General features: G+C 62.5%; 30 protein-coding genes. 11 read left to right on the top strand and 19 right to left on the bottom strand.

What is annotated here, in order from left to right:
- Positions 1 to 9: 9 nt before the first annotated feature.
- From nadE to LOY45_RS17415, 3 genes are read right to left on the bottom strand one after another with little or no spacing between them, the layout of a single operon-like run.
- On the bottom strand, positions 10 to 864 hold the full coding sequence (nadE, locus tag LOY45_RS17425; protein WP_258578102.1) for an ammonia-dependent NAD(+) synthetase: 855 nt from the start codon (positions 862 to 864) through the stop codon (positions 10 to 12).
- 11 nt (positions 865 to 875) lie between these two features.
- Entirely contained in the window at positions 876 to 2,081 is a 1,206-nt protein-coding gene (gene pncB, locus LOY45_RS17420) for a nicotinate phosphoribosyltransferase (protein ID WP_010222497.1), read from the bottom strand.
- A 2-nt stretch (positions 2,082 to 2,083) separates the two neighbouring features.
- The gene (locus LOY45_RS17415; protein WP_115086219.1) at positions 2,084 to 2,728 is read right to left on the bottom strand and encodes an isochorismatase family protein; all 645 of its coding nucleotides are present in this window, start codon (positions 2,726 to 2,728) and stop codon (positions 2,084 to 2,086) included.
- Between the two features lie 99 nt (positions 2,729 to 2,827).
- On the opposite strand from LOY45_RS17415, the gene LOY45_RS17410 reads away from it, so the two are divergent.
- Genes LOY45_RS17410 through LOY45_RS17400 form a run of 3 tightly spaced genes read left to right on the top strand, consistent with a single transcriptional unit; the run spans position 2,828 to position 4,586 of the window.
- Positions 2,828 to 3,388, top strand: coding sequence for an adenylyltransferase/cytidyltransferase family protein (locus LOY45_RS17410; RefSeq protein ID WP_115086220.1), 561 nt, complete (start codon positions 2,828 to 2,830; stop codon positions 3,386 to 3,388).
- Positions 3,385 to 4,095, top strand: a complete 711-nt coding sequence (locus LOY45_RS17405; RefSeq protein ID WP_115086221.1) for an NrtR DNA-binding winged helix domain-containing protein — start codon at positions 3,385 to 3,387, stop codon at positions 4,093 to 4,095. Before LOY45_RS17410 ends, LOY45_RS17405 begins: the two co-directional genes overlap by 4 nt.
- A gap of 23 nt (positions 4,096 to 4,118) precedes the next feature.
- Positions 4,119 to 4,586, top strand: coding sequence for a GNAT family N-acetyltransferase (locus tag LOY45_RS17400; RefSeq protein WP_010222493.1), 468 nt, complete (start codon positions 4,119 to 4,121; stop codon positions 4,584 to 4,586).
- Positions 4,587 to 4,700: 114 nt separating this feature from the next.
- Here the strand turns inward: LOY45_RS17400 and LOY45_RS17395 are convergent, their stop codons facing one another.
- The 8 genes from LOY45_RS17395 to LOY45_RS17360 all read right to left on the bottom strand — a co-directional run bounded on the left by LOY45_RS17395 (position 4,701) and on the right by LOY45_RS17360 (position 10,161).
- The gene (locus LOY45_RS17395; RefSeq protein ID WP_244211897.1) at positions 4,701 to 5,366 is read right to left on the bottom strand and encodes a hypothetical protein; all 666 of its coding nucleotides are present in this window, start codon (positions 5,364 to 5,366) and stop codon (positions 4,701 to 4,703) included.
- A 17-nt stretch (positions 5,367 to 5,383) separates the two neighbouring features.
- Positions 5,384 to 6,028 carry a hypothetical protein gene (locus tag LOY45_RS17390; RefSeq protein WP_258578101.1) on the bottom strand — a complete coding sequence of 215 codons (645 nt, stop codon included), beginning with the start codon at positions 6,026 to 6,028 and terminating at the stop codon, positions 5,384 to 5,386.
- A 38-nt stretch (positions 6,029 to 6,066) separates the two neighbouring features.
- Positions 6,067 to 6,510: a hypothetical protein gene (locus LOY45_RS17385; RefSeq protein WP_258578100.1), complete on the bottom strand. Its 444-nt coding sequence runs from the start codon at positions 6,508 to 6,510 to the stop codon at positions 6,067 to 6,069.
- A 79-nt stretch (positions 6,511 to 6,589) separates the two neighbouring features.
- Positions 6,590 to 7,228, bottom strand: a complete 639-nt coding sequence (locus LOY45_RS17380; protein ID WP_115086224.1) for a BRCT domain-containing protein — start codon at positions 7,226 to 7,228, stop codon at positions 6,590 to 6,592.
- A gap of 13 nt (positions 7,229 to 7,241) precedes the next feature.
- Positions 7,242 to 7,631 (bottom strand): hypothetical protein, encoded by a 390-nt coding sequence (locus LOY45_RS17375; protein ID WP_115086225.1) that lies wholly within the window; start codon positions 7,629 to 7,631, stop codon positions 7,242 to 7,244.
- A gap of 222 nt (positions 7,632 to 7,853) precedes the next feature.
- Complete coding sequence (locus tag LOY45_RS17370) at positions 7,854 to 8,174, bottom strand: DUF6124 family protein (protein WP_115086226.1); 321 nt, start codon at positions 8,172 to 8,174, stop codon at positions 7,854 to 7,856.
- A 429-nt stretch (positions 8,175 to 8,603) separates the two neighbouring features.
- A complete protein-coding gene (locus LOY45_RS17365) occupies positions 8,604 to 9,245 on the bottom strand; it encodes a LysE family translocator (RefSeq protein ID WP_134062025.1) in 642 nt (213 codons plus the stop codon).
- A gap of 43 nt (positions 9,246 to 9,288) precedes the next feature.
- Positions 9,289 to 10,161 (bottom strand): LysR substrate-binding domain-containing protein, encoded by an 873-nt coding sequence (locus tag LOY45_RS17360; RefSeq protein ID WP_115086228.1) that lies wholly within the window; start codon positions 10,159 to 10,161, stop codon positions 9,289 to 9,291.
- 132 nt (positions 10,162 to 10,293) lie between these two features.
- On the opposite strand from LOY45_RS17360, the gene LOY45_RS17355 reads away from it, so the two are divergent.
- The 8 genes from LOY45_RS17355 to LOY45_RS17320 all read left to right on the top strand — a co-directional run bounded on the left by LOY45_RS17355 (position 10,294) and on the right by LOY45_RS17320 (position 17,788).
- Positions 10,294 to 11,595: an NAD(P)/FAD-dependent oxidoreductase gene (locus tag LOY45_RS17355; RefSeq protein WP_258578099.1), complete on the top strand. Its 1,302-nt coding sequence runs from the start codon at positions 10,294 to 10,296 to the stop codon at positions 11,593 to 11,595.
- A gap of 50 nt (positions 11,596 to 11,645) precedes the next feature.
- Positions 11,646 to 12,734, top strand: coding sequence for a polyamine ABC transporter substrate-binding protein (locus tag LOY45_RS17350; RefSeq protein ID WP_258578098.1), 1,089 nt, complete (start codon positions 11,646 to 11,648; stop codon positions 12,732 to 12,734).
- A 156-nt stretch (positions 12,735 to 12,890) separates the two neighbouring features.
- On the top strand, positions 12,891 to 14,243 hold the full coding sequence (locus tag LOY45_RS17345; protein ID WP_233674650.1) for a vWA domain-containing protein: 1,353 nt from the start codon (positions 12,891 to 12,893) through the stop codon (positions 14,241 to 14,243).
- 82 nt (positions 14,244 to 14,325) lie between these two features.
- Positions 14,326 to 14,550 carry an MbtH family protein gene (locus LOY45_RS17340; RefSeq protein WP_115086231.1) on the top strand — a complete coding sequence of 75 codons (225 nt, stop codon included), beginning with the start codon at positions 14,326 to 14,328 and terminating at the stop codon, positions 14,548 to 14,550.
- Positions 14,551 to 14,559: 9 nt separating this feature from the next.
- Positions 14,560 to 15,279, top strand: a complete 720-nt coding sequence (locus LOY45_RS17335) for a thioesterase II family protein (protein ID WP_115086232.1) — start codon at positions 14,560 to 14,562, stop codon at positions 15,277 to 15,279.
- Positions 15,280 to 15,342: 63 nt separating this feature from the next.
- On the top strand, positions 15,343 to 15,894 hold the full coding sequence (locus LOY45_RS17330; protein WP_115086233.1) for a hydrolase: 552 nt from the start codon (positions 15,343 to 15,345) through the stop codon (positions 15,892 to 15,894).
- 85 nt (positions 15,895 to 15,979) lie between these two features.
- Positions 15,980 to 16,648 carry a hypothetical protein gene (locus LOY45_RS17325; RefSeq protein ID WP_258578097.1) on the top strand — a complete coding sequence of 223 codons (669 nt, stop codon included), beginning with the start codon at positions 15,980 to 15,982 and terminating at the stop codon, positions 16,646 to 16,648.
- 60 nt (positions 16,649 to 16,708) lie between these two features.
- The gene (locus tag LOY45_RS17320; protein WP_166675666.1) at positions 16,709 to 17,788 is read left to right on the top strand and encodes a DUF1615 domain-containing protein; all 1,080 of its coding nucleotides are present in this window, start codon (positions 16,709 to 16,711) and stop codon (positions 17,786 to 17,788) included.
- A gap of 100 nt (positions 17,789 to 17,888) precedes the next feature.
- Here LOY45_RS17320 and LOY45_RS17315 read toward each other — a convergent pair whose 3' ends face one another.
- From LOY45_RS17315 to LOY45_RS17280, 8 genes are read right to left on the bottom strand one after another with little or no spacing between them, the layout of a single operon-like run.
- Entirely contained in the window at positions 17,889 to 18,809 is a 921-nt protein-coding gene (locus LOY45_RS17315; RefSeq protein ID WP_233674647.1) for a metal ABC transporter solute-binding protein, Zn/Mn family, read from the bottom strand.
- Positions 18,806 to 19,705, bottom strand: a complete 900-nt coding sequence (locus LOY45_RS17310) for a metal ABC transporter permease (protein ID WP_115086236.1) — start codon at positions 19,703 to 19,705, stop codon at positions 18,806 to 18,808. The genes LOY45_RS17315 and LOY45_RS17310 overlap by 4 nt, the downstream gene beginning before the upstream one ends.
- Complete coding sequence (locus tag LOY45_RS17305; protein ID WP_115086237.1) at positions 19,705 to 20,454, bottom strand: metal ABC transporter ATP-binding protein; 750 nt, start codon at positions 20,452 to 20,454, stop codon at positions 19,705 to 19,707. The genes LOY45_RS17310 and LOY45_RS17305 overlap by 1 nt, the downstream gene beginning before the upstream one ends.
- A complete protein-coding gene (locus LOY45_RS17300) occupies positions 20,451 to 21,368 on the bottom strand; it encodes a metal ABC transporter substrate-binding protein (protein ID WP_115086238.1) in 918 nt (305 codons plus the stop codon). Before LOY45_RS17300 ends, LOY45_RS17305 begins: the two co-directional genes overlap by 4 nt.
- Positions 21,369 to 21,382: 14 nt before the next feature.
- Positions 21,383 to 21,952 (bottom strand): DUF6162 family protein, encoded by a 570-nt coding sequence (locus LOY45_RS17295; RefSeq protein WP_115086239.1) that lies wholly within the window; start codon positions 21,950 to 21,952, stop codon positions 21,383 to 21,385.
- Positions 21,949 to 22,266, bottom strand: a complete 318-nt coding sequence (locus tag LOY45_RS17290; RefSeq protein WP_420832699.1) for a hypothetical protein — start codon at positions 22,264 to 22,266, stop codon at positions 21,949 to 21,951. The genes LOY45_RS17295 and LOY45_RS17290 overlap by 4 nt, the downstream gene beginning before the upstream one ends.
- Positions 22,263 to 22,799 (bottom strand): thiamine pyrophosphate-binding protein, encoded by a 537-nt coding sequence (locus tag LOY45_RS17285; RefSeq protein ID WP_233674645.1) that lies wholly within the window; start codon positions 22,797 to 22,799, stop codon positions 22,263 to 22,265. Before LOY45_RS17285 ends, LOY45_RS17290 begins: the two co-directional genes overlap by 4 nt.
- The gene (locus tag LOY45_RS17280; RefSeq protein ID WP_115086242.1) at positions 22,796 to 23,998 is read right to left on the bottom strand and encodes a PepSY-associated TM helix domain-containing protein; all 1,203 of its coding nucleotides are present in this window, start codon (positions 23,996 to 23,998) and stop codon (positions 22,796 to 22,798) included. Before LOY45_RS17280 ends, LOY45_RS17285 begins: the two co-directional genes overlap by 4 nt.
- Between the last annotated feature and the right edge of the window lie 179 nt (positions 23,999 to 24,177).

Below are 24,177 nucleotides of genomic sequence, written 5' to 3'. Positions count from 1 at the left end.
TGAGTCCATTCAGGATGGCAGCATTGTAGCGAATCGTGCCGCCGGTGCCTTGGGCAATTCGCGTTTGTGCCGGGTCTTGTCGTAGGCATTGATGATGGCTGCGACCGCGTCATCGACGTTTTCACCCTGCAGGAAGGCATCGATCTGCCCGTAGCTGACACCATGTACCTGCTCGTCGGCCAGGCCCGGGCGCAGTTCTTCAAGGTCGGCGGTAGGCACCTTGTGCACCAGGTGTTCCGGCGCACCCAGCGCGGCGGCGATAGCCCGCACCTGGCCCTTGCACAGCCCGCTCAGGGGGGCCAGGTCGCAGGCGCCGTCGCCGAATTTGGTGAAGAAGCCCATCACCGCTTCGGCGGCATGGTCGGTGCCGATCACCAGGCCATTGCGGGCGTTGGCCAGGGTGTACTGGGCCAGCATGCGCAGGCGCGCCTTGACGTTGCCGAGGACGAAATCCCGTTGCCCGTCAGCGAGCTCGGCCAGTTGCGGCAGTTGCCCGGCAAGGCCGTTGACGCCGTCTGCAATGTTCACCGTGATGCACTCATCGGCGCCGACGAAGGCCAGTGCGGCCTGGGCATCGGGCTCGTCATGCTGGGTGTTGTGCGGCAGGCGCATGGCGATGAAGCGGTAGTCGCTGTCGGCCTGTTCGCTGCGCAATTGCTCGACCGCCAGCTGCGCCAGGCGCCCGGCGGTTGACGAGTCGACGCCGCCGCTGATGCCCAGCACCAACACCTTCAAGCGCGCATCGAGCAGGGTCTGCTTGATGAAATCGATGCGCTGGCGGATCTCGTTCTGTACTGCCGCGTTATCTGCGAAGGGCGCCACCACGCCCAGGGCCTTGGCAATCTCGATCTGGCGACTGTTCATGTGCTTCTCCTTTACTGGCCTTCAACCTTGAACACGTGCTTGAGGTAGCTGACGAAGTTCTCGTCACGGCATTGGGTCTTGCCTGGGCTGTCGGAGATCTTCGCCACCGGAGCGCCGTTGCAGGCGGTCATCTTGATCACGATGTTCATCGGCTCAACGCCGGGAATGTCGCAGGTCAGGTTGGTGCCGATGCCGAAGCTGACGTTGATTCGTGGGCTGAGCTCGCGGTACAGGTGCAGGGTCTTGGCGAAGTTCAGGCCATCGGAGAACACCAGGGTCTTGCTCTTCGGGTCGATGCCGAGTTTCTCGTAGTGGGCGATGGCCTTGTTGGCCCAGAGCAGCGGGTCCCCGGAGTCGTGGCGCAGGCCGTCGAACAGCTTGGCGAAGTACAGGTCGCAGTCCTTGAGAAAGGCGTCCATGCCGATGCAGTCGGTCAGGGCGATGCCGAGTAGCCCGCGGTATTCCTTGACCCAGCATTCCAGCGCGGCAACCTGGCTGTCGATCAGCCGCGGGCCCAGTTGCTGGTGGGCCATGAACCACTCGTGGGCCATGGTGCCGATCGGCTTGATGTCCAGTTCGCGCGCCAGGTGCACGTTGCTGGTGCCGACAAAACGCCCCGGGAAGTCCTGCTTGAGGGTGTGCACCACGTGCTCCTGGACCCGGTAGGAGAAGCGCCGACGGGTACCGAAATCAGCCAGTTGCAGGCCGGCCAGTTCCGCAGGCGACGCTTCGGCCTTGAGCCAGTCGAGTTTTTCGTACAGGCGCTCACCCACTTGCTCCATCACCACTTCACGGTAGCGGTAGCGGTTACGCACTTCGGAGACGATCGCCAGCAGCGGGATCTCGTAGAGGATCACGTGCAGCCAGGGCCCGCGCAGGCGGATCGCCAGTTGCCCGGCATCATCGACGCCAACGTGCACGTAGCGCAGGTTGAAGCGGAACAGGCTGAGGAAGCGGATGAAGTCCGGCTTGATGAAAGGGATGCGCCCCAGGTAAGCCAGCTGGTCCTGAGTGATCGAGACCTCGGCCAGCTGCTCGATCTGGTAGCGGATCTCGGCCAGGTACGGGGTCAGGTCTTCGCTGTTGCGGCAGCGGAATTCCCATTCCACCTCGGCGTTGGGGTAGTTGTGCAGCACCGCCTGCATCATGGTGATCTTGTAGAAGTCGGTGTCCAGCAGGTTCTGGATGATGCTTGGGCCGAAGACGCTCTCGCTCATGTTCATGCTCCCTTGAATGCGTTCAGTTGCTGGTCGAGGCTGGCGAGGTCGGCGCAGGCGATGATGCCCTGGCCGGTCATCTCGGCCATGGCCGCTGCGGCGCCCTGGGCGGAAATCGCCCGGCATGCCGGTTGGTAGAGAAACACCTGCAAGCCTGCGGCCTGCAGTTGCAGGGCGGTGTTCTTGACGCAGAAATCCAGGGCCAGGCCGCCGACAATCACGGCTTTGACCTCTTGCACCTTGAGGTACTCGATAACCCCGGTGGAGCGGCGGCTGGCCAGGTCGTGGTAGCAGGCGCCGTAGGGATGCAGGTCGGGTTCGATGCCTTTCCACACGAAGAAGTCGTAGTCGATCGGCGCAGGCAGGCCGGCCAGCAGCTCGAAGCCCGGCGTGCCCGGCACGCAGTGGCTGACCCAGGTCAGGTCGGCGTTGGCCATGTCCAGTGGCTGCAGCATCTCGGCGTGACTACCCACCACCCAGGCGGCTTTCGGCGTGTGGGCATCCTTGCTGCCGATGCGCAGGCTGGCGCGCTTGGCCATGGCGTTGAGTGCCGGGGCGATCTCGGCGCCGCCGGGGACTGGCAACTCGGAGGGGGCGTTGTCGGTGAAGCCGTTTTGGGCGTCGACATCGAAGCTGGCGATTTTCATGGGGTGGCTCCTGCACTGGGTGTGGACACATAATTCACTAGGTGTAATATGTATGTCAACCGCTTTTTCTTTTTCAGAAGCAACCACGGTGGATATAGTATGCATAGTGAAATATATGAGTCGGGCCCGGTGCGGTTTCGTCTGGCCGTGTACGGTGGTGCTTTCGACCCACCGCACCCCGGCCACCTGAGCGTGATCACCCGGGCGCTGGAGTGGGCCGATCAGGTGCTCGTGGTGCCCAGTTACCGGCATGCCCATGGCAAGCGCATGGTCGACTTCGACCTGCGTTGTCGTTGGTTGCAGCGGCTGATCGAGCGGCTCGGGAGCGAGCGGGTCAGTTGCTCGGCCGTGGAGCGTGAGCTGGGCGGCGAGGGCGGGGCGGTGTACAGCTATGACCTGCTGTGCGCGTTGAGCGAGCGCAGCGGTATTGCCCGCGCTGATATCGCCCTGGTCATCGGCGAGGATAACCAGGCCAATGTTGCTGGCTTCTATCGAGGCCGGGAACTGCTGGCAGACTTCGGCCTGCTGGTGGCCGAGGAGCAACTGGGCGTGCACAGCTCGGCGATTCGCGCCGGCCTGCGCAATGGCCAGGCGCTGCCGGCAGCCTGGTGCCTGCCCGACATCGTTGCAGAGTTTGAGGTGTATAGGAGTCCACAGTGAGTGCTGCAGAAGTACTGGCCAGCGTCGACATCGTCGCGTTGCGCCTGAACCCCGAGAGCAAGCAGCTGGAAGTGCTGCTGTACCGGCGCGATCGCGCGCCCCACGAAGGTGAGTGGGCGCTGCCGGGGGTGATCGTCAACGGCCGCACCCCGGACAATACCCTGGCGGCCGCGGCTGACCGGGCGATGAGCGAAAAGGCCCGGATCCTGCCGCGTCACCTGGAACAGGTGGGCACCGAGGGCAACGCCTTTCGCGACCCGCGTGGCTGGTCGATGAGTACCTACTACCTGGCCTTGCTCGGCCCGGAGGTCGAGGCCGGCACTGAGCAGCTGTGCTTTGTCGACGTCGCCAGCGTCATCGGGCGCAAGCGGGTGCTGCCGTTCGACCATAACCTGCTGGTGCAGCTGGCGTGCGAGCGCCTGGCGTCCAAGGCGGTGTATACCAACCTGCCGCTGTACCTGGCGCCCGAGCGCTTCACCGTGCTCGATGCACTCAACGCCGTGCAGGCCTGCCTCGGTCACCCGGTCAACAACACCTCCCTGCGCAAGCGCCTGGAGCGCATGAAGGACGAGGGCTGGATTCGCGACACCGGCGAAAAGAACTTCCCGAAAATGGGCCGGCCCCAGCAACTGTTCGAACACACGCCGAAAGCCGAGACGCCCTTCGTGTTTGACCGTAGTCTGTTGCCCGAGCGCTCGGGCACCTGAGCAAAACATAAAAAGGACTGCACATGCCGAACCTGGAATGGCTTGAACACCACATGCAGCACTGCGACACCTTCGCCGAGCGGCTGTATCGGCAGTTCAGCTATGAGTACGCCGATATTTCGCTGGAAGCATGGCGGCGAGAGTTCGCCGAGGGCCAGCGCAACGGTGACTGGCAATGCCTGGTTGCGCTCGATCAAGGACGCTTGCTCGGTGGCGCTGCGCTGGCCCGCGATGACCTGCCCGGGCGCCCGGAGCTAGGGCCCTGGCTTGCTTGTGTGCTGGTCGAGCCGCAGGCACGCGGGCAGGGCCTGGCGGAAAAACTGATTGAAGGGATTTGTCAGCGAGCCCGGGAGCGCGGCGTGGCCACCTTGTACCTGCACACCCATGACCAGAGCGCGTACTACGCCAAACGCGGCTGGAGCGTGCGCGAGCGGTTCGAGGCCTGGGGCAAGGAGCAGTGGTTGATGTCGCGGGAGCTACTCGGCCAGTAGGCCCTCGGGGTTGCCTTGCAACCCATCGCTGGCAAGGCCAGCTCCCACAGGTTTGCCGCTGTTCTCAGGAATGGTGCAGGGCCTGTGGGAGCTGGCTTGCCAGCGATGAGGCCTTCAAGTCAGCAGGTAGCGGCCCTGAGAGTCTTTGAGCGGTTGCGCAACCTTCAGCACCTGCTCGACCGCCCTCAGCTCCCGACCTTCCAGCTTGCGCCGGCCAAACGAATAGAAAGCCCCGCCCGGGTCGACATGCGCCGAGAACAGCCCGACAACCTCATCGCCTGTCACCTCGAGTATCAGCTCCATATGCGCTTCGAACGGCGTGCAGGCACTCAGGTAGGTCAGCCCCTCGACCACCGCGCAGGCACTCCAGCAGGCTTCCTCCAGGGCAAAGATCTGCGCCTCCTCGCCACCGACTTGCTGCAGTGCCCAGGCGCCCTGATCGTGGGGCAGGGACCTGAGCATTGGCAGTAGCCGCTCGCTGCCAAGGATGTCGAGTTCATAGGTGTCGCCCATGCAACTGAGCACGAGCGCCTTCAGCAGGTAGCTCAGGGCAATTTCCGAAGGCTGTTCGCTCCAGCCATTGACGGCGGACAGCGGCGGGCACCATAGCAGTTGCACGGTCTCGCCAGCCTGCACATTGTCGTGCCTATCGAACTGTGCCCAGGTCTTGTCGCCGGCTTTCGGCACAATGGCCTGCAGGTCGAGGGTCGGCGCGCTGTAGTCAATGCCGGGCACGTTGCGCCAGCTTGAGGGCCAGCAGGTTTTCAGCGGAGTAGGCATTGAGGGGGTTACCAAGGCTAGCGAATTGCTTGCGTTGTCAGGTTTTTACTAGGGTTCTCTATTTGGAGGGTTGAGGTAATGATGAGATCACTCGCGTTTAGCTCGATCTTTAACTCGCTCAAGACTGTATTGATTATTGCGTTGTCGTCGCCGCTTAAATTGGCTTGGGGTTTGCCTGAGATTATGCGCATGGTGTTAAGCATGCAGCTGCCTGTATGCAAGTAACGCTTGTAGATTTTGATAACTTCGTCGAATGTTTCGTGTGTTGCTTGGGTGTTTTTTATTTGACTTCTATAGCCATTAATTGCTTCTACCTGGACGCTGAGTGACTTGATTGCAAAGCGCTGGCTTTTGTTGAAACGCCTAAAAGATGTCTCGGTTGCGGGCTTCAGGAACTGACAGATTGTATCTCTAGGGACATAGTAGAATGGCTGGCCGATTTCGGGCTCTCCGTTTTTTAGTTTTTTTAGTGATATCAGCGCGGCGGCCATTTTCTTTAATTTTGCTTCAAGCTCGATTAGCTCATCGTCGAGCTCTAAGCTGAGGTTGTTAAAGATGGCCTTGGCCTTTGCCTTCTCTTTTCTGTTTTCTATTAGCGGTGTTGCCCATATACCTAATGCAAAGGTTGCAAGTGGGGCTATGTATTTAAAGTGTTCAAGCATTGTTGGGGCTCCGAAAAGTTTTATGATTTTCTGGGAGGTTAAGTTTTGGATATTAAGGCTGCGGTGATCGCGGCGCTAGCGCTGATGGCTGCGACTAGCATAGGAATAAAAATCTTCCAGCGTTCGGCATGCTTTCTTTCTCGATCATGGAGCTCGATTGCTACTTCTATTAATTTGTTAACTACAGAGGTGTCCAGCGGAGGTCTTACTTTTTTTCCGTTTTCTGTCGTGTGGGGGAGAACGTAGCGTGAAACTAGAGATACTCTATCAATAGCCCCCTGTTCTTCGCGAACACGGAAGAGTTCTGGGTGGTTTTTAGCAAGGTTGATCCACGAGTTTTCTGACTCCGGTTTTTCTTTTAATTCATCTTTCAAACCCGCTTCGCTACGACTAGTATTACGGTCGTAAGCCAAAACCTGTATCAGGGCTAGTACCTCACCTAAGCGTCCATTTTTTACATAGGAGGATTTTTTCTCAGGCATCGTTTTCTCTTTTTTAGTGTGCGGACTAATCGCTCTGGCAGGCGGTGAGTGGAGTGTTAGCGAAGTTTTCTTGTTAGGGTCAATTTTGCCCAAATACCGCCTTCTGCCAATGCTCCTCGCTAACAATCGCGATCCCGCCCCCAGCCTCTCTTATCTCCACAGCCTTCTTGATCTTCGTACCATAACTACTGTGCAGCCATTGCTCGTTCCCGACACTCCCCACCACCAGGAAGTGCACCTTTTTGCTCACCGAGCCGCCAATCAAGCCTCCGCGATCTAGCACGAGGGCCTCACACTCCTTACGTGGCCCATAGGCCATGGCGCCAGTAAAAAGGTACACCCTGTCTGGCCAGTCGAGGGCAGGTGCTGGATCATTAAGGGGGAGTGTGGTGGGCGCAGTAAAAGGGCGAGGACTATTACTGGGGGCGCCGGTAAATTGCTGGAGTATCTCCAACAATTCCGCCGACTCGTCGGCATCCAGAATTCCATCGCTGAGCATATTGGCCAGGCGTCGGTAGAGCAGGTTGATCACTGGATCATCCAGGTGTGCCAGATGATGCTCGATCCAGTTTTTTAGAAACTCAGCCTCTCGCTGGTTGATGGTGTTATCTGCAGTGAGCCCTGCGGCAATGCCGAGTAAGGCGTCCGCCGAGCGTCGGTCGATACGGGCCTGGTGGTAGAAACGACTGTTTTCGAATTCCTGATGCAAGTCGACCATGATGCAAGCTTCCTTACTCTTCGTTATCAACCTGTGAGTTGTAGTATTTGCTTTGCTCGGGTGTGAAAGTCACGACCATCCCTGTACGGCTGCAACTAATCGTCAGTTCCGCTGTGGTATCGATTTGCAGGTCGTCACCGCGTAAACCTTGCCAGTGAGCCAGATACTTGAGCGAGCCGAACTTCTCGAGTTTCTTCAAGGTGCGTTCGACACCACCTTTCCAGCCCAGCACGGGGAGCTCACCGGCGATGCAGCGCTGGGCAATGTCGGGATGTTTGAGGGCTCGTTCACGACCAGCCTCCCAGCAGCGGATCAGACCTTGGTCAGGGCCCTGCCAGGTATCGGACCAGCCGAGGGTGGGGCGTAGAGCTGCGTGGATGGGTCGATGGACAATCGTGTTCATTCAGCCTCCCTGGCTGGTGATAGTCGTATTGAGTTACGCAGTCCTGCTGATTGGATGCTACTAAGTGGCCAGTATTGATGTCCAGCCCAGAGAGTCGGGGCTTGATAGTTCATCGTTGGGTAGGTCTCTGGAGGTTGGACGCAGGATTTGTGGGAGCTGGCCTTGCCAGCGATGGGCCGCACCTGCGGCCCCAAAACCAGGCGCTTGCGTCCCCCTGGATTGTTACCTGGCTGCCTTGCGCTCCAAGGCTTGTGTCTCGATCCCATCAAGCAACGCATCCACCAGCCCCTTGGCCATCTCGACCGAGTGCAGTGTTGCCCAAATCATTCCGCGGGCGTCGGCATCAACCTTGTCGCATGCCTGCATGCCAGTGTCATGGGCGCAACGCAAATACATCGACGCATGCACCAACGCGTCATGCGCCTCGATACCGGCGCGTACAGAAAACAACGGGGGATGACCTGCAGCACAAGCCCCGAAAGGCGCGTCGGCAGTGTGAGGAAGGGCGCCGGCTGGCGGTGGATCAGGAACGATCTTGATCATGCTGCATCTCCTATATCAGCCAGGAAACTGCCAGCATCCGCTTGCACACGAATGGGTGGCAGCTGTGCGCAGGTGTGCAAGACCGAGGATATAGGACCCGGCAGACCCGAAGGCCTCCCACGCACAGCCACCATAAAACTATTCCTCGGACGCAAAGACGCGCCGGGAAGGTCTCAAGGTACTGATTGCTCCACATCGTTCGGGCTTGCACACCCGGTCGCTGAATTGGCAGCGACTGAAGGAGGGTAACGGGGTTGGGGTGGGTATTCAAGCGTGGTGTCGACCAGGGTTGATGCATTGTCTGTGGGAGCGGGCTTGACCCGCGATGTCGCCGTACAGCCAACACATCAGGTATTGCCTGAATTACGACCGCTACGCGCTCGATCGCTGGCAAGTCCAGCTCCCACAGGATTTGCGCTGCTCTCTAGATCAAGCACCCTGACGGCGCATGGTCAGAATTGCCGCACCAAAGAAGATAAACGTCGAGCCCACCACCCGGCTCACCCAGCGCGAGAACGCCGGCCGGGTCAGCACGCCTTTGGCCCGCGAGGCGAGGGCGGCGTACAGGCTCAGGGAGGTCAGCGACAAGCCCATGAAAATCGCGGTGAGGATCAGGAACTGCGGCAACAGCGCAGCGCTCTGGTCGATGAATTGCGGGAACAGGGCGGTAAAGAACATCGTTGCCTTGGGGTTGGTGGCGGCGGTGAGGAAGGCCGATTTGTACAGCTTCCAGCGTGAGGGCTTGACCGGTGCCTGGCCCGCTGCAACATCGCTTGCCAGCATCGGGCTCTTTTTCATCAACTGTTTGGCACCGAGGTAGAACAGGTAGCCGGCACCGAGGATCTTCACCGCGTTGAACAACCACTCGGAGCTGGCGAGCAGCGCGCCGAGGCCGAGCATGGCCGCCGCTGACAGGCAGAACAGCCCGCTGGCGTTGCCCAGCGAGGACCACACCGCATAACGCGGCCCGTAGGCCAGGCTGTTGTTGATCGCCATCAAAGTAGCGGGGCCGGGGCTGGCGATGGCAATCGCGGCAACCAGGGTGAAGGCGAGAAGTGCGTGAAGATCCATTTTCAGGCTCTGGAGGGTTGGACAGGCGGTAAATGTAACAGGATCAGCCACCGCGCTGCTCGGCAAACCACTGCATCACCACCGCGCACGCCGGATGCCCGGCTCCTGCGGCCTGCAGGCACAACGAATACACCCCGCCGGTCTTCAGTGGCTGCCCGAACGGCACGATCAGCACGCCGCGATCAATCGATTCGGCGGCCAGGGTCAGGTCGGTCATCGCCACCCCCAAGCCTCGCGCCGCCGCATCCAGCGCCAATTCGTCGAGGTTGAACGGTATGTGCCGGTAATCCGCCAGCGCTTTGCCGCCCCGCGCCGCCAGCCACTGGCTCCAGGTCTGCTGGTCGGTGGAGCCATGCAGCAGTGCAAAGCGCACCAGGTCTGCCTCTGAATCCAGCCCGAGGCCGGGCGTGCACACCGGCACCAGGGTTTCCTCGAACAGTGTCGAGCAGGCCGAATCACTGGAAGGCTCGGGCAGGTAAAGGATGTACGCATCACTGTCCGTGGCCGGTTCCACAATCTCGGTGGCCACCGTCTCGATCGACAACGAGATGTCCGGGTGCAAGCGGTAGAACTCGCTAAGCCTGGGCAGCAACCAGCGCACCGCCAGCGACACGTGCATGCGGATGCGGAACGGGCGCTGTTGCGGCGACAGGCGTTCTTCGAGGGTTTTCAGTTGCTCGAGAATACTCCGTGCGCTGGCCAGCACCTGTTCGCCCTCGGCAGTGAGCTGCAAGCTGCGGCTGCTGCGCACGAACATGGCTACGCCAAAATGACTCTCCAACAGCTGGATCTTGCGGCTTACCGCGCTCTGGGTCAGGCACAGCTTATGCGCGGCCTGGGTGAAGCTGCCGGTATCGGCGACTTCGACCAGCGCCTGCAGGGCTTGCAGCGAAGGCAGGTGGCGAACTTTATCCATGCGTTTTTCGAATGCCCCGATGAATTTATAACGTTGGTTGTATCAGCAAAGACCTTTTAGATTCTGGCCATGGCAACCGCCACCAGCATAAAACGTCCATGCGCTGTGTGCATACAGGTCGAGAGGTGATGCATGAAAAACCAATGTGGCTGGATTGCCCTGGCGGGCAGTTCAGCGGTACGCGCTCGCCTGAGCGGCGCGCAAAAAGCCGACTGGCTGGTGATCGGCGCGGGCATCACCGGGCTCAGTGCCGCCCATACCCTGGCTGAAATGCACCCGCAGGCGCGGGTTGTCGTGGTTGATCGCCAGCACGCCGCGCAAGGCGCGTCGGCACGCAACTCCGGTTTTGTCGTCGCTCATGAACACCCGGCCGACAACGAATTGCTTGGCCATGGGGGCTTTGCCGACTACGAAACCGATACCGCGATCGGCCAGGTCGCCAGCAACGAAGTGCGCCAGCGCATCGTGCGCCACGACATCGACTGCGAGTTTCGCGACGACGGCTACTTTTTCGCGGTTAACGACCCGGACAAGCTCACCCATGTCGAAGCCAAGCTGGCGACCCTGCGTGCCGTCGGCGCCGAGGCGCAGTTCCTGCAAGGTGAGGCGCTCAAGCACAAGCTCGGCAGCAGCCATTACCAGGCAGCGATCTGGTGCGGCAACGGCAACGCCTTGCTGCAACCGGCCAAGTACGTGAAGGGCTTGCTCGATGCACTGCCAGCCAGTGTCACACTGTATGAAAACACCGATATCAACAGCCTTGAGCGCCTCGATCAGGGCCGTGTGCGCGCCAACAGTGCCGATGGCAGCATCGAGGCTAAACAGGTACTGGTGTGCCTGAACGCCTTTGTTCCACGGGCCGGCATCGACACCAGTGGCACCTTCGCGATGGAATTGAGCGCCAGCCTCACCCGACCGATGACCGACGCCGAGTTCAGCGCCATCGGCAACGTCGAGCCGTGGGGCGTGCTCTCGACCCGGCCACTGGGCGCCACAGTACGGCTGACCCCGGACCGCCGGGTGATGATCCGCAACACCGCCGAATACCGCGCGCGGGACCTTGGCCCGAGTGAACTGCAGCAACGTCAGCAGCATCATCTGCGGGGCTTGCAGCGACGCTTTCCGTGGTTCAGCGCACAAGACATCCAGTTCACCTGGACCGGCCACCTCAGCGCCTCGCGCTCCGGCCAGCCGTACTTCGCCAAGGTCGAAGAAGGCGTGTTTGCCGTGGCCGGCTGCAATGGCTCCGGGGTTGCCCGCGGCACCTTGTGGGGGCGTTTGCTGGCAGAGCTTGCCAGCGGGGCGAGCTCGCCGCTGCTGACCTCGGTCATGGCCCGGGCGCAACCCGGCTGGTTGCCCCCCAAGCCGCTGCTCGATATCGGTGCCATGCTGCGGATGCGTGTGGAAGCGCTGCGAGCCAGGACTGAAATCTAGAACACCGTCTATCCCAACAAGAACAAAGCTCCTTTGAAAGGTGAATGATCATGCAATTCAAAACGCTGCCCCTGGTTGCCTTGCTCGCGACTTTTTCCGCCGCTTCATACGCTGTCGAAGCAGTGAACATCTCCAACTGGAACGGCTACATCGCCGACGACACCTTGCCCAGCTTCACCAAGGCCACCGGCATCAAGGCGACCTACGACATTCACGACAGCAACGAAGTGCTCGAATCCAAGCTGATGACCGGCAACACCGGCTATGACGTGGTTAGCCCCTCCAACCACTTCATGTCACGGCTGATCAAGGCCGGGGCGATCCAGCCCCTGGACAGGAGCCAGTTGCCCAACTGGAAGAACCTCGACCCGCTGTTGATGAAAAAGCTCGAGGTCAACGACCCCGGCAACCAGTACGGTTTTCCGTACATGTGGGGCACCGCCGGCATCGGCTACAACGTCGAGAAGATCAAGGCAATTTTCGGCAGCACCGACGTCACCCGTTCGTGGAACCTGTTCTTCGACGAAGAGAACATCAAGAAGCTCAGCCAGTGCGGCGTGGCGATCATCGACAACCCGACGCAGATCCTGCCGATCACCCTCAACTACCTGGGCCTGCCGCACCACAGTCATACGCCTGCGGACTACAAGCAGGCCGAGCAGGCACTGCTGAAGATCCGTCCTTATGTGCAGTACTTCCATGCCTCCAAGTACATCAGCGACCTGGCCAACGGTAACGTTTGCGCGGTGATCGGTTTCAACGGCGACGTGGTCCAGGCTGCGGCCAGCGCCAGGGAGGCCAACAACGGCATCGATATCGCCTACTCGATCCCGGAGGAGGGCTCGACCCTGTGGATGGACATGCTGGTCATTCCCAAAAACGCGCCCCACGAGAAGAACGCCTACGCCTACCTCAACTACCTGCTCAGCCCTGAAGTGATCGCCAACATCAGCAACAGCATCCACTACGCTAACCCCAACAGCGCTGCGGATCAGTTCCTCACGCCTGCGGTGAAGCAGGATGCGGCGATTTATCCGCCGAAGGACGTGCTGGAAAAACTCTTCACCGTCGAAGACCTGCCACCGGCCATCGCCCGCCTGAGCACGCGGCTGTGGACCAAGCTCAAGTCCAACACCTGAGTGCCGGTGCTGCGAGGGGCGGGTGTCGTCCCTCGACCCGCGCTGTCTTGAGTACCCTGCGCCGACCAATGGTGTTTTTATGTCACCCAGGTCGTTTGACAGGGTATTCGCCGTAGCTATGATCCAGAAAAAGCCCATGAGCAGGGAGCACAGGGCATGAGCACGGTTTCAGTAGTGCCGATAATCGATATATCGGAAAGCATGAGCCAATACGGTCACGTCGAGCAGGCGCTGATCGATACCCAGGCGTTCCTGCGTTTGCTCAAGGCGGGTGACAAGCTGGCCGTGGTGGCCTGTGATCACAAGGCGCGCACGGTGTTCACCGGCAACGGCGGCCTGGCCACGGTCGACCCGCTGCTCAATATCACCGCCAGTGCCGCCACCGCGGTGGCCGGGTTGGCTTTTGACGGCCTGTCCAGCGCCATCGGCCTGGGTTTGCAGCACAGCCGCAGTTTTCTCGATTCGTCCAGGTTGTCGCGTGCCTGCGTGCTCTTGAGCGACGGCCAGCACAATGACGGGCCGTCACCGCTGGAGGTGCTGCCGATCTATCCGGTGATGGCCTGCGCCCTGGGCCCCCAGGCCGATCAGCACCTGCTCCAGCAGATTGCCCAGCGCACCGGCGGGCGCTACTTCTATGCGCCCCGCGCGGTGGACCTGATGAAGGTCTACAACCAGATCCGCGCAACCAGCGCCAATGCAGCGCTATTGACCAACCAGCTCAACGACATCGCCCAGCATGGCTACCAGTTGATTCCGCTGGTCATCGGCCAGCGTCCGGGTGCGGCGCAGTTGTCGCTGGTGTGGTCGAGTCGCGAGGTGAGCTATACCAGTGGCAGCCCGCGGGGCAATCAGCTGTCGGTGACTCTGGTCGACCCCAGTGGCGTCACCAGCCCGCTGGCGCCGAGTATCATCGGCGCCGGTTTTGTCATCTTCAATCTTCCCCACCCGGAACCGGGGCAGTGGTACCTGCAGGTCGAGTTCGCCGGCAGCGGGCAATCGATCAGTTGCACGGCCGGGGCGTTGCAGCACTCGGTGACGGCACGCAGCGGGCCTGCCAACATTCGCCTGGGCGTCGAAATGGCCGCGCGCCACGCGGTTGGCCAGCCGCTGGCACTCACGGCGCACCTGCAGGCCGGTGGCGAGGTGATCAGCAATGTCCGCGCCCATGCCATCGTGCAGGGGCCGACCCTCAGCCTGGCTGACGCCCTGGTCAAGTACCACGATCAACTCCGCACGGTGCAGGCGCTGCCGTTCGACCGTGCCACCGGCATTGCCGAGCCCCTGGCCAGGCTCGCCGCGTTGCGCCATACGCTATTGCCGGAGCTGGACATCCTCGCCCACCAGCAGCGCGTGGTGCACCTGGGGGCCGCTGCCGGTCAGCTCGGTACCTGGCTCGACACCCCGGTGCCGGGTTCATACAGCGTGCAGGTGGTGGTCAGCGGCGACAGCCAGGCCTCGGGTCCGTTTCAGCGTTGTGAGCTGGCCAGTGTGCTGGTCACTGCGGATTAATTTGTCGCGCCTGTCGTTCGTTCTCTAGAAAGCCACCGTACGCCACCGGCGTGACGGGCCCAATCAATCCAGGAGACAGGCAATGACATCCGTATTCGATCGCGAAGACATCGTGTTCCAGGTAGTGGTCAACCACGAAGAGCAGTATTCCATCTGGCCCGACTACAAGGCGATCCCGGCGGGCTGGCGCACGGTTGGCAAAAGCGGCCTGAAGAAGGAGTGCCTGGCGTATATCGACGAAGTCTGGACCGACATGCGCCCCTTGAGCCTGCGCCAGAAGATGGCCGAAACCGCTGCGACGCAGTAAGGGGCGCGCGTGTCTGCATTGACCCTGCTGTGTCTGCCGTACTCCGGTGCCAGTGCCATGGTCTACAGCCGCTGGCGGCGCAAGCTGCCGGCCTGGTTGAGCGTGCGCCCGGTGGAGCTGCCCGGGCGCGGTGCGCGCCTGGGCGAGCCATTATTGACTGACATGCAGGTGCTGGCCCGCCAGTTGGCCAGCGAGCAGCGTCTGGCAGCCAGTCAGCCCTATGCCTTGCTCGGCCACAGCCTGGGGGCCTTGCTTGCCTTCGAGCTGGCCCACGAGCTGCAGGCGCTGGGCTGCCCGCCGCCGGTGGCGCTGTTTGCCTGCGGCACGGCCGCGCCAACCCGGCGTGAAGACTATGACGGCGGAAACTGGCGTGAGCCCAAGAGCGATGAGGTGCTGATCGACGAGCTGCGCAAGCTGCAGGGTACGCCGGAAGAGGTGCTGGCCAACCAGGAGCTGATGAGCCTGACCCTGCCGGTGCTGCGCGCCGATTTTCTGCTGTGCGGGCGTTATGTCTATCGTCAGCGTCCGCCCCTGCATTGCCCCTTGCATGTATTGGGCGGGGAAGACGACAAAGCCAGCGAGGCGCAATTGCTGGCCTGGCGTCAGGAGAGTGTCGGCGACTTCTCGCTGGAGGTATTCCCAGGGGGACACTTCTTCATCCATGAGCATGAAGAGCGCGTCCTCGGCGTGCTCAGCGCGGCCCTGGAGCCCCATCGCCTGTCGGCTTGAACATTGACGCAGCGACGGTGAATGGGCGAGCCTTGAGGTTTACCCGGAACACAGGTGCACGCGATGTTGATCAAGCCGAACCAGGCCAGCTTGCTGGTCATCGATGTTCAGGAAAAACTCATTGGCGCGGTGAGCGACCCGGCCGGCACCCTGGCGCGCACCCGTTGGTTGTTGGCAGCGACCGCCACCCTGGGGCTGCCGACGGTGTTTTCCGAGCAGTATCCCAAGGGCCTGGGGCCGACCGTGGCCGAGCTCAAGGAGGCTTCGCCAGGTGCCCAGGTGGTGGAGAAGCTGCACTTCTCCTGCGTCGCTGCCGAATGCCTGCCCGCATCGCTGCTGGCTCGCGAGCAGGTGGTTGTGTGCGGCATGGAAACCCACATCTGCGTGCTGCAAACCGTGCTCGGCCTGCTGGCACTGGGCAAGCAGGTATTCGTGGTCGAGGATGCCTGCGATTGTCGCGGGGCCCACAATCGCGACGCCGCCATTGCCCGCATGCGCGCGGCCGGGGCGCAGATCGTCACCCGCGAGATGGTGGTGTTCGAACTGATGGGCAGCTCGGCCCATGAGCAGTTCCGTCATATCAGCAAGACCTACATGGTGGGCGAGCAGCCGTAAGCGTCGAACTGAGACGCTGGCCAGTGGTGTTGCGCGCGGCGCTGCATTAAAGTGCGCGGCACTTGATTGCTTACAGGATGTTCAGATGAAATCGCGTGCACTGCTGACTATCGGCTCGACCCTGGCCCTGGCTTGCCTGCCGATGATCGCCCAGGCCAACGCCACTGTTGCCCAGGTCTTCAATGGTGAAATGCTCGGCACCAACCTCAAGTATTTCGAATCGGTCGCAGGCGTCGCCCGCACCAGCTTCGGCGACAAGCACACCTACAAGGTGCAGGGCTGCGAAATCACTGCCGACGCAACCGGTGGCAGCATCAACGACCTGCGCCTGGAGCTGTCGCCGACCTGCAAGGCCGACCTCGGCTCGTTCATCGGCACCTTCGCCCCGCCCGCCAACCAGCCGCTGACCTTTGCCGCCCTGCATGAGTCCACCGGTGGCCCGCTGGAGTTCTATGCCGACTGTCTGACGATGTGTGGCAACGCCTTCGATCCATCGGTGTATGCGCTGTGGGAAGGGCCCCGTGCGGTCGGCTTCACCCAGGTCCTGGTGGAAGCCATACTCATCGATGATGAGGCCATTGCTGCCTCGCAAAAATGGGCGGACGAAATGAAGAAGCGCAAGGGCGATGACTTTGTCATCGACAACAAATACAACTGCGAACGCAGCTTCGACCCGGTCGCCCTGCAGAGCTTCAAGCCGGTGGCCATCACCGCAGTGACCCTTGGTACGCAACTGACCAAACCAGGCTGCTGATTGCAGTCGTGGCCGCCCGCCGCTACTGTGCAGCTATTGCCAGACGCGGCGGGAGAGCCCATGCAATTACCCGGTTGGCTGGTTGTTATCAGCGTGGCGTTGGCCGTTCAGGGCTGCGTCACCCAGCGTGAAGCGCCTGAGCAGGCCCCGGCCAAGGTGCGTGCCCAGATCGTGCGCCTGCTGCCGGCCACCGCCAAGGACCGCGAAGGCTGGGCGCGGGATATCCAGAGCGCCTTTGCCGCGCAGAAGATCACCGCCAGCAAGAGCAACCTGTGCGCAGTGCTGGCGGTCACCGAACAGGAGTCGACCTTCCAGGCCGACCCGAAAGTACCGGGTCTGGGCCGCATCGCCCGGCAAGAGATCGACCGCCGCGCCGCCAGCCTGCATATCCCCAACCTGCTGATCGACGCCACCCTGCAAACCCGCTCGCCGACCGGCAAGACCTATGGCCAGCGGCTGGATGCGGTGCGCAGCGAAAAAGAGCTCAGCGACCTGTTCGATGAATTGATCGGTGCCTTGCCCATGGGCAAGACCCTGCTCGGCGGCTTGAACCCGGTGCGCACCGGCGGGCCGATGCAGGTCAGCATCGACTTTGCCGAACAGCATGCCCAGGACTATCCCTATCCCTATGGCGGCACCATCCGCCAGGAAGTCTTCAGTCGGCGCGGCGGCATGTACTTCGGCATCGCCCACCTGCTCGGTTACCCCACCCACTATGATCGCCAGCTCTATCGCTTTGGTGACTTCAATGCCGGTTGGTACGCCAGCCGCAACGCGGCATTCCAGAGTGCCTTGAGCCGGGCCACGGGCGTGGCGCTGGCGCTGGACGGCGACCTGATCGCGCCGGGGGCGATCATGCCCGGTACCACCGAGCAGGCGGCAAGGCGCCTGGGGCTGAAGCTGGATTTGCGCAATGTCAGCATCCGCAACCAGCTGGAGAAGGGCGACAGCCTGGAGTTTGAAGACACCCGCTTGTACAAGGGCGTTTATGCCCTGGCCGATGGCGCGGCGGGCAAGGCCGTGGCACGGGCGCAGCTGCCGGGGATCGAGCTGAAAAGCCCGAAGATCACCCGCAAACTGACCACGGCCTGGTTTGCCAAACGGGTGGATGAGCGCTATCAGCGCTGTATGAAGCGATGAGTCGGTGGTGAAGCTATCGCTGGCAAGCCAGCTCCCACAATACCTGTGGGAGTTGGCTTTGCCGACGATGGGCTGTAAAGCAGCCCCAAAATAGCCAAGGTCAGCTGCTACCCGCCACCAACGCCCCCACCACCTGCTCGACACTGGCCTTCAACCCCGCCAGCGAATCCTGGGCATCGGTCTCCACCACCAGCAGCTTGGCTCCGGACGCTGCTATCACCTCGGCCACTGCCTTGCTTGGCTGCTTGTGATGCAGCACCAGCGCCACCTCCTGGCCCTTGAGCTCATCGCCCAGGCGCTTGAGCGCCGCCGCATCCCACTGGTCATCGGCCACTTGCGGGTGATCGATCAGGTCCAGGTTCAAACCGCTGACCAGGTAGTCCAGGCGATCCGACAGGTTGACCACACTGAGGTTGTCCGCTTCGGCCAGGCGCGCTTCGCTGCCGGCACTGAGCTCCAGCAGCTGGCGCTTGAGGGCGGCCAGGTTGCTCTGGATCTTCGGTTGGTCCGCCGGGCTCAAGCGCCCCAGGTCGTTGGCCAGCACATCGGCCATGCGCCCAAGGTTGCTCGGGTTGAGCCAGGGGTAGCCGGCAAAGGCGTTGTTGCCCTGCACGGCGATGCCCGGCAGGGCACCATCGACCGGGCGCGCGGCGTCGATCTCGACGATGCGGATATTGCTGCGCCGGGCCACCGGGTACAGCGGGTCGTCGCTCCAGATCGAGCGCAGGCCGATCACCGCGTCGGCGCCGCCAGCGGCTTTTTGCAGGCTGGCACCACCGCGGCCACTGAAGTACGACGGCTGGCGCGAGGCCGGAATGTTCGCCGGCGCCGCACGCTGCACTTTTACCGAAGTACCGTCGAGCAGGGCGCTGGCCAGGGTGTTGGTCACCGGCAGCGAAGCCAGTACGGTGACCCCGGCCGCTTGTTGCCTGGCCGCCGCGGGGGCGCTCTGGGCCAGGCTCAGGGTCGGCAGGCCGGCGAGCGCCAGGGCCAGGCACAGGTGCTGGAGTTTGAAGGTCATGCCGGGTTTCCTTGCAGGCGTGGAACAAGGCCGCGGGCGAGGGCGGCGAGGGCGAAGCAGCAGCCGGCGACGAGGATGATCGCCGCACCCGAAGGCACCGGCAGGTCGAAGACGATCGGCAGCAGGATGCCCACCAGGGTGCTCAGGGTGGCAATCAGCACCGAGGCCCAGAAAAAACCCTTGAGCGACTGGCTGATCAAGCGCGCCGCCGCTGCCGGAATCACCAGCAGGGCGCCGACCAGGATCGCGCCGATGACTTTCACCGCGGCCACGGTGACCAGGGTCACCAGCACCACGAACAGGTAGTCCAGGCGCTTCACCGCGACGCCGCGCACCGCTGCCAGCTGCGGGTTGAAGCTGGCCAGCATGATGCGGTTGTACAGTGGCAGGGCCAGGGCCAGCACCAGGCTGCCGACGATGCCGAGCACCAGCAGGTCCTGGCCGCTGACGGTCAGCACCGAGCCGAACAGCACGTTCTCGAGGATGTGCACGTTGATCTTGCCGGCCAGCATCAGCAGCAGGCTGGCGCCCAGGGCCAGGGACACCGAGAGGAACACGCCGATCAACGTGTCGGGCGACAGGCCGGTGCGGTTGCGCAGAAAGTTCAGCAGGATGCCGAACAGCAGGCAGTAGCCGAACAGGCTGCCGTAGGGGCCGGTGTAGGGTTCGCCGAGCAAAATGCCGATGGCTACACCGGTCAGCGCCGCATGGCCGACGGCTTCGGAGAAGAAGGCAAAGCGCTTGACCACCACCAGGGTACCGAGGCCGCCGAGCACCGGGCCGATCATCAGGCCGGCAAGCAGGGCATTGACCACAAAACCATAGGCCAGGGCTTCGGGCAGGTAGCCGGCGGTAGCCCAACCCTGGATCAGCAGGCGAAATTCTTCGTAGTTCATCAGGCGATGCTCTCGCTGCGCGGGTGGATGGAGAACAGGCTGAGCAGGCGGTCCGGGGTCAGCGCCTGTTTCGGTGGCGCATCGAACAGCACCCGGCGGCTGAGGCCGGTGACGCGGTCGGCCAGGCGTGCCACGGCTTCCAGGTCATGCTCGATCCACAGCACCGTGGTCCCGGCGGCGCGCCACTCGTGCAGCAGGCGTTCGAACACCTGGATACCAGCCTCGTCCAGCGCCGACATCGGCTCATCGAGCACCAGCAGTTGCGGCGCCGGGATCAGCCCCTGGGCCAGCAGTACGCGCTGGCGCTCGCCACCGGAGAGGGCGCCCATGCGCCGCTTGCGCTTGTCGAGCATGCCGACCCGCTGCAGCGCGGCATCGATGGCGGGCGCCACCTTGCGTGACAAGCCGAGAAAAGCCGGGCGACGCTGGCACATGGCGGCCATGAAATCATCCACGGTCATCGGCAGGCCACGGTCGAATTCCAGTGCCTGGGGCACGTAGCCGATGATCTGCTCTTCACCCGGCCAGGTCAGGGTCAACTGGCCGTGGTGCGGCATCTGTCCGAGCAGGGTCTTGATCAGCGAGCTCTTGCCGCCGCCATTGGGCCCGACCAGCGCATGCACGCTGCCGGCGGCGACGTTGAAGCTGACCTTGTCGAGGATTCGCGTGCGGCCCAGGGTCAGGTCGACCTCGGCAAAGGCGATGTCCGGCCCGCAGGCGCGGTTGAGCAGCGGTTGCGCCACGGTCATGCCTGGGACTCCTTGATCGCCCGCACCACGGTGTCGAGGTTGCGCTTCATCTCGACTTCGTACTTCTCCTTGCTGTAATCACCGTAGGAGATGTGCGTCAGCGGGTAGATCTTCACCCCCGATTCACGCTGGATGGTTTCGACGTAGGCCGAGGGGAAGTCCATCTCCGAGAAGATCACTTTCACGTCCAGGGCCTTGAGTTGGTCGATGGTCTTTTTCAGCTGGCTGGGGCTTGGTTCGATGCCGTGGGCCGGTTCTACCACGGCGGTGACTTCCAGGCCGAACTCGCGCACCAGGTAGTCGTAGGCGGCGTGGATGGTTGCCACGCGAAACTCCGCGCCCGGCGCTTCGGTGACCTGGGCCAGGGCCTCGGCGCGCAGCTTGCGCAGGCGCTTGGCGTAGGCGCGGGCGTTCTGGCTGTAGTACTTGGCGTTGTCCGGGTCGAGCTTGCCCAGCTCGCGGGCGATGTTGTTGACCTGGGCGATGCTGGCGCTGATCGACAGGAAAGTGTGCGGGTTGACCACCTTGCCGGCACCGCGTGCAGCCACGCCGGTAGCGGCCAGCAGCGGTACGTTGCTGTTCGATTCGATGGTGGCGATGGTGGGCTTTTCGCTGGCGGCGATCATGCGGTCGGCAAAATCGTCATGGCCAACACCGTTGAGCACGATCACATCCAGGGTGCCGATGCGCTTGATGTCCTCGGCCCGTGGCTCGTAGGCGTGGGGGTTGAAGCCGGCCGGAATCAGCGGCACCACCTCGGCCTTGTCACCGACGATATTGCTCACGTAGCTGTAGTACGGATGCAGGGTGATGCCGATGCGCAGCGGCTTGCCGTTATCGGCAAGGGCCAGGGCGGGCAGGGCGCAGGCCAGGAACACACTTAGAAGACGACGGGCGAGGGTGGCGCGAAACATGGGGCGTCCTTGTGTCAGTGACTATGCTGGCGGGTGACGCCGGCGTCGTAGTGGGCGGCGATCTGTTGCCAGCCGGCGGCGATCAGGGCGGCCTGGCTGAAGTCGGCTGGCACGGCGGCGGCGGGGCTGCGCTGCAGCCAGACATCGGCGGCGCCGTCCTGGGCTTCAGGCACCAGCAGGAGGAAACTGCCGGCCACCGCGCTGGCCTGGCTCAGGCCCAGATAGGCACGCTCCTGCAGCAGTTGCCACTGGTGCTGGCCGCGGCTGGCGCTACTGGCGTCGAGCACAAATGGAGGGAAACCTTCTTCGGCGAGGACTTCGACAGCCAGCAGTTGCGGCTCCTCTTCGCGGCGTGCCTGGATCTCGTCGAAGGCCACCCGCAGGTCGGCGTACACCCCTTGCTCGGCCGCATTGAGGTCGCGGCGGGCATCCAGTTGGTGGGCCTCGATGCTCACCTCGTCATGCCGTTCGCCGCGCAGGGCAACGATGCCGGCGGCCACCGCGAGGATCAGCAGGCTGACCAGCAGCACGTACAAGGTTTCATGCCCGGCGCCGGCCGGGCGCACCACCTGGACGCGGCTCATTGCTCGATATCTGCGTAGTCGATTTCCACCACATGGCCGGGGCCGGCGTCGAACAGCACGTAGAACTCGCCGTCCGGGCGCTTGAAAGTCAGCTTGGAGTTTTCACCGAGCTTGCCCGGCACGAGGATCTCTTCGTTGTAGCCGATCACATCGAGGGTTACACCGGGCGCGCCGCTACCGTCGGAAAAGCCGCCGGTGCATTCGATCTGCTCACCATCGATCGGCTTGCATTCGCACATCGGGTTGTGGGCCAGGGCCGGGCCGGCAGCGCCGAGCAGCAGTAACGGCAGGAGCAGCTTGCGGGACTTCATCATTTGCCTCCTTGTTTGTTCAGCCAGGCAACGGTGGCCGGCGAAGCCTTGCTCAGCGGCACGGCGGCCTGGTGCATGCTGCCGTCCCAGCCTTCGAGGGTGATCCAGATGTCGGCGTCCGCGCGGGTCTTGAGCGGGATTGGCAGGCCGGTGCTCATGCGGTACGGGGTGCCGAAGAAGATTGTCCCGGCGGCACGCAGGCTGCGCGGCTTGCCGATGCGCAGGTAAGCCGCCTTGACCTCGGGGATACAGGCCTGGCACAGGGCCAGATTGAAGGCCTTGAAGTAACCGGCAGGGCCATCGGCGCGCGGAGCTTCATCGCGCAACTCGGCCAGCTGCACGCTCCAGGGGCCGACTTTGATCTCGCCCAGCTCACGCTCGCCCAGGCCGCTGTCACCGCGAAACAACGCCGCGTCGGCAAAGTACTTGGGCATGAAGCCGAGCGGAATCAGCAACAACAGGATGTTCAGGTGAAAGCGCCATTTGTGCCAGAAACGGCTCAACGGGCTTTGCGGCGCAACTGCTGCCTTGCTCATAGGCTGGCCTCCGTGGCGGTATCGGTAGCGGTGGCGATTTGCTTGCGAGGCCTCTGCTCGCGTTTGAGGGCGGCGGCGGTGGCCTGGGCAGTACGCTTGGTCCAGATCAGCAGGCCGCTCAAGACCATCATCGACAGCACCAGGCCGAAGAAAGCCCAGATCAGCTTGATCGCCAGGCCGCCGAAGTCGCCGGTGTGCAGCGGGCGCATGGATTCGGTGACGAACTCCAGGGTCGAGCGGTCGTCGATCAGGAACTGCGACTCGATCTTGCTGTTGTACGGGTTGACGTTGACGGTCTGGAACATCAACGGGTACCAGCCGCGTCCGCCCAGGTAGACGTGGGCATAGGCATTGCCGGGCAGGGAGACGAAGCTCACGTCCAGGCCAGGGATCTGCTCCTTGGCGATGCGCGTGGCGTCATCCAGGCTGATGCGCGGGGCCGGTGCACCCGATTCGGTGCGTGGCACGTCTTCACGGGCAATCACCGGCACCACCGGTTCCGTGGAGAGGGTGATGTGGTTGTCACCCAGGATCGCCTGGATCAGGAACCAGGTGCCGGTGATGGAAATCACCGCAATGAACCAGATCGACCAGATGCCGCTCAGGCGGTGGAAGTCGCCCCAGAAGATCCGCGCGCCATGGTTGAAGCGCAAGGTCGGCTTAAAGAAACCTTTCCAGAACCGTTTATAGACCACCAGCCCGGTGACCAGCGAGGCCAGCATCGGCAGGCCGAGCAGCGACACCAGGTACCAGCCCCAGCTGTAGCCATTGGTGAACGGCACCAGCCACCAGCCGTGCAGGGCACGGGTGAAGGCCTCGAAGCTGAACGACGGGCTCTTGCCCTGGATCGCCCCGGTGTAGGGGTTGACGTACAGGGTCGGCGCGCTGCCGTCGGGGAATACCACGGAGGCGGTGAGGGCGAAGTGCGAGCCATCCGGCTGGCTGATGAAGTTCACGGCCATGTCCGGCTCGGCCTTGTGCAGGGCATCGAGCACCTGCTGGAAGCTCAGCCGCTCGGCGTCGCCATCAGGCTTGCTGGCGCGCACATCGGGGTTGGCCAGCCAGACGATTTCCTGGCTGACCACCGCCAGGGTGCCGGTGACGCAGACGATCAGGACGAAAAACCAGATCGGCAGGGCGAGCCAGCTATGGACCAGGAACCACAGCCTGGATTTGGACTTTTTCGCTTTCTGGGACATTGCAGGTGTCTTTTCAGAGAAATTGAGGTCGAGCCGATGCTCAGCCTTGGGACTGCAATAGATAAGACGAACGAGAATCGTAAAACCCGCAGGGTTAGTTGAAAGCAAATGTTTCAGCCGACCGGTGGCGCCCCGCTACAACGGTTAATTTTCCCCGTTGGCCATCCGTTTCCCATGGA

Origin of the sequence: Pseudomonas wadenswilerensis, from assembly GCF_024749185.1 — a bacterium.
GTDB classification, from domain to species: domain Bacteria; phylum Pseudomonadota; class Gammaproteobacteria; order Pseudomonadales; family Pseudomonadaceae; genus Aquipseudomonas; species Aquipseudomonas wadenswilerensis.
Note: the sequence above shows the minus strand (reverse complement) of the source record. Positions and strands in the feature narration are given on the sequence as shown.

Coding starts and splice junctions, on each gene's coding strand:
- LOY45_RS17325 (WP_258578097.1), top strand. CDS start 15,980: ATGAAATCGCGTGCACTGCTGACTATCGGCTCGACCCTGGCCCTGGCT.
- LOY45_RS17415 (WP_115086219.1), bottom strand. CDS start 2,728: ATGAAAATCGCCAGCTTCGATGTCGACGCCCAAAACGGCTTCACCGAC.
- LOY45_RS17300 (WP_115086238.1), bottom strand. CDS start 21,368: ATGTTTCGCGCCACCCTCGCCCGTCGTCTTCTAAGTGTGTTCCTGGCC.
- LOY45_RS17340 (WP_115086231.1), top strand. CDS start 14,326: ATGACATCCGTATTCGATCGCGAAGACATCGTGTTCCAGGTAGTGGTC.
- LOY45_RS17320 (WP_166675666.1), top strand. CDS start 16,709: ATGCAATTACCCGGTTGGCTGGTTGTTATCAGCGTGGCGTTGGCCGTT.
- LOY45_RS17385 (WP_258578100.1), bottom strand. CDS start 6,510: ATGCCTGAGAAAAAATCCTCCTATGTAAAAAATGGACGCTTAGGTGAG.
- LOY45_RS17390 (WP_258578101.1), bottom strand. CDS start 6,028: ATGCTTGAACACTTTAAATACATAGCCCCACTTGCAACCTTTGCATTA.
- LOY45_RS17410 (WP_115086220.1), top strand. CDS start 2,828: ATGCATAGTGAAATATATGAGTCGGGCCCGGTGCGGTTTCGTCTGGCC.
- LOY45_RS17345 (WP_233674650.1), top strand. CDS start 12,891: ATGAGCACGGTTTCAGTAGTGCCGATAATCGATATATCGGAAAGCATG.
- LOY45_RS17365 (WP_134062025.1), bottom strand. CDS start 9,245: ATGGATCTTCACGCACTTCTCGCCTTCACCCTGGTTGCCGCGATTGCC.
- LOY45_RS17400 (WP_010222493.1), top strand. CDS start 4,119: ATGCCGAACCTGGAATGGCTTGAACACCACATGCAGCACTGCGACACC.
- LOY45_RS17370 (WP_115086226.1), bottom strand. CDS start 8,174: ATGATCAAGATCGTTCCTGATCCACCGCCAGCCGGCGCCCTTCCTCAC.
- LOY45_RS17295 (WP_115086239.1), bottom strand. CDS start 21,952: ATGAGCCGCGTCCAGGTGGTGCGCCCGGCCGGCGCCGGGCATGAAACC.
- LOY45_RS17395 (WP_244211897.1), bottom strand. CDS start 5,366: ATGCCTACTCCGCTGAAAACCTGCTGGCCCTCAAGCTGGCGCAACGTG.
- LOY45_RS17360 (WP_115086228.1), bottom strand. CDS start 10,161: ATGGATAAAGTTCGCCACCTGCCTTCGCTGCAAGCCCTGCAGGCGCTG.
- LOY45_RS17290 (WP_420832699.1), bottom strand. CDS start 22,266: ATGATGAAGTCCCGCAAGCTGCTCCTGCCGTTACTGCTGCTCGGCGCT.
- LOY45_RS17350 (WP_258578098.1), top strand. CDS start 11,646: ATGCAATTCAAAACGCTGCCCCTGGTTGCCTTGCTCGCGACTTTTTCC.
- LOY45_RS17305 (WP_115086237.1), bottom strand. CDS start 20,454: ATGACCGTGGCGCAACCGCTGCTCAACCGCGCCTGCGGGCCGGACATC.
- LOY45_RS17380 (WP_115086224.1), bottom strand. CDS start 7,228: ATGGTCGACTTGCATCAGGAATTCGAAAACAGTCGTTTCTACCACCAG.
- LOY45_RS17330 (WP_115086233.1), top strand. CDS start 15,343: ATGTTGATCAAGCCGAACCAGGCCAGCTTGCTGGTCATCGATGTTCAG.
- LOY45_RS17310 (WP_115086236.1), bottom strand. CDS start 19,705: ATGAACTACGAAGAATTTCGCCTGCTGATCCAGGGTTGGGCTACCGCC.
- LOY45_RS17315 (WP_233674647.1), bottom strand. CDS start 18,809: ATGACCTTCAAACTCCAGCACCTGTGCCTGGCCCTGGCGCTCGCCGGC.
- LOY45_RS17285 (WP_233674645.1), bottom strand. CDS start 22,799: ATGAGCAAGGCAGCAGTTGCGCCGCAAAGCCCGTTGAGCCGTTTCTGG.
- pncB (WP_010222497.1), bottom strand. CDS start 2,081: ATGAGCGAGAGCGTCTTCGGCCCAAGCATCATCCAGAACCTGCTGGAC.
- LOY45_RS17375 (WP_115086225.1), bottom strand. CDS start 7,631: ATGAACACGATTGTCCATCGACCCATCCACGCAGCTCTACGCCCCACC.
- LOY45_RS17355 (WP_258578099.1), top strand. CDS start 10,294: ATGAAAAACCAATGTGGCTGGATTGCCCTGGCGGGCAGTTCAGCGGTA.
- nadE (WP_258578102.1), bottom strand. CDS start 864: ATGAACAGTCGCCAGATCGAGATTGCCAAGGCCCTGGGCGTGGTGGCG.
- LOY45_RS17280 (WP_115086242.1), bottom strand. CDS start 23,998: ATGTCCCAGAAAGCGAAAAAGTCCAAATCCAGGCTGTGGTTCCTGGTC.